Consider the following 6,045-nt stretch of genomic DNA (forward strand, 5'->3'; position numbering starts at 1 on the left):
TGAACCCTATGGAGCGCACCGACATCGGCATCCACCTCGGCGGCGGTACGTCCGTCCCGCCGCCCCCGGACGCGCTGCCCGGCGGCAGCGGGGCGGTTCCGGCCGACCCGTGCGTCGTCCTCGTATCGGCGGGCGACCCCGACCGGCTCACCCGCGCCGCCCGCGACCTGCGCGACCGCCTCGACCGGCTGCTGCGCCAGGAACGGGCGCCCGCTGCCGCCGACGTCGCCTGGACGACCCAGACCGGCAGAGTGCCCATGCGGCACCGGCTGGCCGTCGTACACCCCGATCTCGCCGGCGTCGTCGCCGCGCTCGGCGCTTTCCTCGCCGGCCGCCCCGACCCCGCCGTCCACACCGGGCAGGCCGGAAGAGCACCGGGCGGCGTCCCCACCACCGCCGCCGAGGCGGCCCGGCTGTGGGCCGAGGGCGCCGATCTGCCCTGGGAGACCTACTGGCGTACGCGACGCGCCCGCGTCGCCCTGCCGGTGTACCCGTTCGCCGCTGCGGACGTGCCCGCGCCGCACACTCCGGCACCGGTCGCCACCAGGACCGAGGACACGGGGACCGCCCTGCGCGTGGCCGCCCTGGAGACCGCCCTCCTGGACCGGTACGCCGAGGTGTCCGGCATACCCCGGGACGAACTCGACGCCCGAACCCCCTTCGTCGAGTACGGACTCACCTCGCTGCAGATCGGCGAACTCAACCGGCTGCTCGCTCAGGAATGGGGGATCCGCAACCGGACATTGTTCTTCGAGCACGGCGACATGGCCGGGGTGGCCGAGGACGCCGTGCACCGCTGCGGAGCCCGGCGCCGCAGGGAGGAGGCGGAACGGCCCGAAGGTGCCGTACGACCGGCCCTGGCGCCAGTGCCGGTGACAGACGAAACGGCCGAGGGCGCGATAGCCGTCATCGGTGTCGCGGGCCGCTACCCCCAGGCCCCGGACCTGGAGACGTTCTGGACCGAACTGGTCTCCGGACACGACTGCGTCACCGGCCTGCCCGCCGAACGGCACCGGCCCGGCTGGCCCGTCGACGACATGATCGGCGGCTTCCTCGACGGTGTCGACCGCTTCGACCCGCTGCTGTTCGGCATCACCCCCCGCGACGCCTCCCTCATGGACCCCCAGGAACGGCTGTTCCTGGAGACGGCCTGGGCCGCCCTGGAGAACGCCGCCTACCCCAGGCAGCGGCTGCGCGAGCAGCATCGGTCCCGGGTCGGCGTCTACGCGGGCGCCATGTACGCCGACTACGCGTTCTTCGGCGTGGAGGAGACCCTGCGCGGTCGCCCCGGCTACTCCGGCGGCTCGCTCGGCAACATCGCCAACCGGGTCTCGTACATCCTCGACCTGCACGGCCCGAGCCTCGCCGTCGACACCATGTGCTCCTCGTCGCTGGCCGCCCTGCACCTGGCCGTACGCGCGCTGCGCGCCGGTGACTGCGAGATGGCCCTCGCCGGTGCCGTGAACCTCTCGCTGCACCCGAACAAGTTCGTCCAGCAGCGGCTCATGTCGCTGACCTCCAGCTCCCGGCGCTGCCGCAGCTTCGGCGCGGGCGGTGACGGGTTCGTGCCGGCGGAGGCGGTGGGCGTCCTGGTACTGAAGCCGCTGGCGCGTGCCCTGGACGACGGCGACCGGGTGCGCGCGGTGATCCGGGGCACCGCCGTGGTGCACGCCGGACGCACCAACGGCTACATCGTGCCGTCCCCCGTCGCACAGAGCGAGGTGGTCCGCGGCGCCCTCGCCGACGCGGGGCTGCGGCCCGGCGACATCGACTACGTGGAGGCGCACGGGGCCGGGACCGCGCTCGGCGACCCGGTCGAGATCAACGGCCTCACCCGGGTGTTCGGCGGCGACGCCCGTCCGCCGGGTTCCCTGCCGATCGGCTCGGTGAAGTCCACCATCGGGCACGCCGAGGCCGCTGCCGGCATCGCGGCGCTCACCAAGAGCCTGCTCCAGCTGGAGCACCGCACCCTCGCCCCGACCCTGCACGTGGAGGAGCTCAACCCGAACATCGACTGGGACGCCGTACCCTTCCGCGCCCAGCGCACCGCCGCACCGTGGGAGCAGCCCACGGGACCGGACGGCGCACCGCGCCCCCGCCGCGCGGGCATCAGCTCCTTCGGTGCCGGCGGAACCATCGCCCACGTGGTGCTGGAGGAGTACCCCGCCCACCGCGACACGGACGCCGGCCCGGCTCCGGCTCCCCAACTGCTCGTGCTCTCCGCACACGACGAACCGCGGCTGAAGGACTGCGCGTCCCGCCTCGCCGCATGGCTGCGCCGACCGGGCACGGCCGCCCTCGCCGACGTCGCCTGGACCCTGCAGGTCGGCCGTGAGCCACTGCGCGAGCGGCTCGCGTTCGTCGTCGCCGACGGGGATGAGGCAGCCGCCCGTCTGGAGGAGTTCGCGGCCGGCCGGGACCAGGGCACCGACGACGTCGTACGCGGCCGGGCACCGCACAGCGGTCGGCCACAGGGACGCCTGCTCCCGGACGGCCCCGGCCCCGACCTGGCCGCACTCGCCCGGCACTGGGTGGCCGGCGGACCCGTCGACTGGGCCCGGCTGCACCCCGGCACCGCGCCGCGCATCACCTCTGTGCCGACGTATCCCTTCGCCCGCATGCGGTGCTGGATCCGCGAGGAGGGCGACACCGGCCGGCCCGCCGCCTGGCAGGACAGTACGTCCGGCCGAAAGGACGCCGACCCTGTGGGTGAGACGCCGGCCGGTCAACAGGACGCCGACGACGCCGTGCTGCTGCGCCGCGAGTGGATGCCCACCGGCGAGGTGACCACCGGGACAGGTCCGGCCGACGGGGTCGTGGTGTGCCTGTACGGCATGCAGACGCGAGGTCTGCTCGACGCACTCGCGCGTACGGCACCGCCGGGCACCCTCGTCCCGGTCCTCGTCCGCGACCATGCCATCGACGGTGATAGCCCCAGCCCTTCAAGGGAGTTCGCCGACGACAGCCAGGCCGACGCCGTCGCTGATGACCTGCTCGTCCGGCATCCGGTGATCGACGGCTGGATCGACCTCACCGACCTCGACCGGCCCGACCCCGACGAGCCCGGCCCCTGGACCGCCCGCCTGCTGCTGCTCCGCCGGCTCGTCGGCGCCCGGCCCGGCGCCAGGCTGCGCGGCATCCAGGCCGTACGCGGACTCCAGGACCTGGACGGCCCCGCCCCCTCCCCGTCCGGCGCCCGCACGGCCGGGTTCCTGCGCTGTCTCGGCGCCGAGTACCAGCGGCTGGACACCACCGTCGTCGACACCGACCTGCCCACCGCCGGCGCGGAACAGCTGGCCGCCTCGCTGTGGGGCGAGTGGCACCGGCCGGGTGACCGGGCCGAGATCTGTCACCGGCACGGACTGCGCTACGAACCCGTCCTGCGCCCCACTCTGGCCCGGCACGCCCCTCTCACCCCGGACCCCGGCCGCACCTATGTCGTCACCGGCGGCACCCGGGGCATCGGCGCCCGGATCGCCGCCCACCTCGTCCAGCGCGGAGCCACGGCGATCGCCGTGCTCGGCGGCAGGCCGCTGCCACCCCGGGACCAGTGGGACACGCCCGAGGCGCTCGGCGACGCCGAGGCGGAGGCCGTCGCGCACCTACGGCGACTGGAACAGCTCGGCGCGCGCGTCCTGGTCCATACCGGTCCGCTGACCGACAGGGCCGCCCTTGGCGCCTTCCTGGAGCGGGTGCGGTCGGAACTCGGGCCCCTCGGTGGTGTGGTGCACTGTGCGGGTGGGCTCGGGGACGGCCGGCCTGCCTTCGTCGGCAAGGACACCGCCGCCATCCGCGCCACCTTCGCGCCCAAGACCGACGGTCTGGAGACGCTCGCCACCCTGTGCGAAGGCGACCGGCTCGACTTCTTCGTGGCGTTCTCCTCGGCCTGCGCCCTAGTCCCGCGCCTCGCCGTGGGCGTCACCGACTACGCAGCCGCCAACGCGGCGATGGACCTCCTCCTCACCCACCGCCTACGGCGGGGCGGCGCCCACTTCCGTTCCGTGGCCTGGCCCATGTGGACCGAGAGCGGCGCGGCACGCGGGAAGGGCAACGTCTGCGCGCCGGTCGGCCTGGACACCGTCGGCGACGCCGAGGGGCTGCGCATCCTGGAGCAGGTCATCGCCATGCCCTGGGGCGGCACGGTTCTGCCGGCCGTTCCCCTGGACGCCTCCTTCGACACCGGGACACTGCTCGACACACGGGCCGGCGAGCCGGCGGTCGCGACGGCGGATCCGTCGGCGCCCGCAGCCACGGACAAAGCGCCGGACACCCCGCACACCGACAGCGGCCCCGCCTGGCTGGTCCCGCTGGTGTGCGCGGTGCTCGGCACCCCGGAGGCCGATCTCGACATCACCGCCGACTTCGCCGACCTCGGCGTGGAGTCGGTGATGCTGGGCGAACTGCTGGAGCACGTCGAGGAGGCCGTCGGCCGGCGTCTTCCTCCGTCGCTGCTGCTGGAGTACCCCTCCGTGGAGCAGTTGCACGAGCACCTGACGTCCCTCGGCCTCGGCCCACGCCCCGAATCGGCCATCGAGGCACCCGAACCGGTCGTCAAGGCACCCGAGCCGCCCGCCCCGGTTCCGACGGCCACCCCCGCCGCCGTATCCGCCCCGGACCGCCGCTCCGACGGCAAGGTCGCCGTCATCGGCATGGCCGGCCGCTTCCCCGGCGCCCCCGACGTCGCCACCTACTGGCGCAACCTGCTGGAGGGCCGCTGCTCGATCACCGAGGTGCCGTCCGGACGCTGGGACACCGAGGCCTTCTACCGGCCCGAGTACGAACTGGGCCGGAGCACCGGGAAGTGGGGCGGATTCCTCGACGGGCTCGACCTCTTCGACCCCGAGCCGTTCCAGCTCACGGACGAGGAGGCGACCGTACTGGACCCGGGGATCAGGCTGTTCCTCGAAGCCACCCGGGACTGTCTGGCCGACGCCGGCTACCGGGGCGAGGAACTGCGCGGCCGGGACGTGGGCGTCTTCGTCGGCGGGCGGATCTCCTCGTACCCCCTGCGTGCGCCGCTGCGGCCCGATGTGCTGCAGTCCGACCAGAACTTCCTGGCCGCCCAGGTGGCGCACCGGTTCGACTTCCGGGGCCCCAATCTGGTGGTGGACAGCGCCTGTTCGTCGTCCCTGGTGAGCGTGCAGCTGGCGTGCCGCAGCGTGCTGTCCGGGGAGGCGGAGCTGGCCTTGGCCGGCGGGGTGGAGATCCTGCTGGACGAGCGCCCCTACCTGGAGTTCAGCGCCGCCCGGGTGCTGTCGCCCACCGGGCGCTGCCGGCCGTTCGACGAGCAGGCGGACGGGATCGTACCGGGGGAAGGCTGCGGTGCCGTACTGCTGAAGCCGCTTCAGGCCGCCCTGCGTGACGGAGACCGTGTCCATGCGGTGATCGAGGCGGTCGCCGTGAACAACGACGGCCACACCATGGGCACGACCACACCGAACCCGGCCGCGCAGAGCGCCGTCGTCCGCAAGGCGCTGACCGCCGCCGGGCGACGGGCCGAGGAGATCGGGCTCGTGGAGGCGCACGGGACGGCCACCAGGATCGGCGACCCGATGGAACTCAAGGCCCTCACCGACGCGTTCGCCGGCGCGGAGGAGCCGTACGGCCGCTGCGCCATCGGCAGCCTCAAGGCCAACGTCGGCCATCTGCTGAGCGCGGCCGGTGTGGCGGGTCTGATCAAGGTCGCGCTGAGCCTGCAGCACGGACTCGTGCCCCCCACCCTCTTCTGCGACACACCCAACCCGCGCTTCGACTTCGCCCACTCGCCGTTCCGGCCCGTGACCAAGCCCGAGGAGTGGACGGCACCGCCCGAGCGGCGGGTGGCCGGGCTCAGCTCCTTCGGGCTCGGCGGCACCAACGCCCACCTCGTCGCCTCCGCACTCGACCCGGCCGCACGTCCGGCGGGAGTCCCGGTACGCCCGCCCCTGCCCGCGCCCGTCTACGCCCGACGGCGGCAGATGTCGTCGTAGCCGAGGACCAGCAGCGACTGGTAGGGCGGCACGGGGACGAGGTCGAGTTCGGCGTGCAGGACGGTGACGAGGGTGC

At 74.1% G+C, this 6,045-nt stretch carries 1 protein-coding gene; it reads left to right on the plus strand.

Going from position 1 to position 6,045, the window contains the following annotated elements; translation table 11 throughout:
• Window positions 1-8: 8 nt before the first annotated feature.
• Window positions 9-5,969, plus strand: a complete 5,961-nt coding sequence (locus ABT245_RS37325) for a beta-ketoacyl synthase N-terminal-like domain-containing protein (protein WP_502982262.1) — start codon at window positions 9-11, stop codon at window positions 5,967-5,969.
• The last annotated feature ends 76 nt before the right edge of the window (window positions 5,970-6,045 follow it).

This window comes from Streptomyces sp. NPDC001508, assembly GCF_040298665.1.
Lineage (GTDB): Bacteria > Actinomycetota > Actinomycetes > Streptomycetales > Streptomycetaceae > Streptomyces.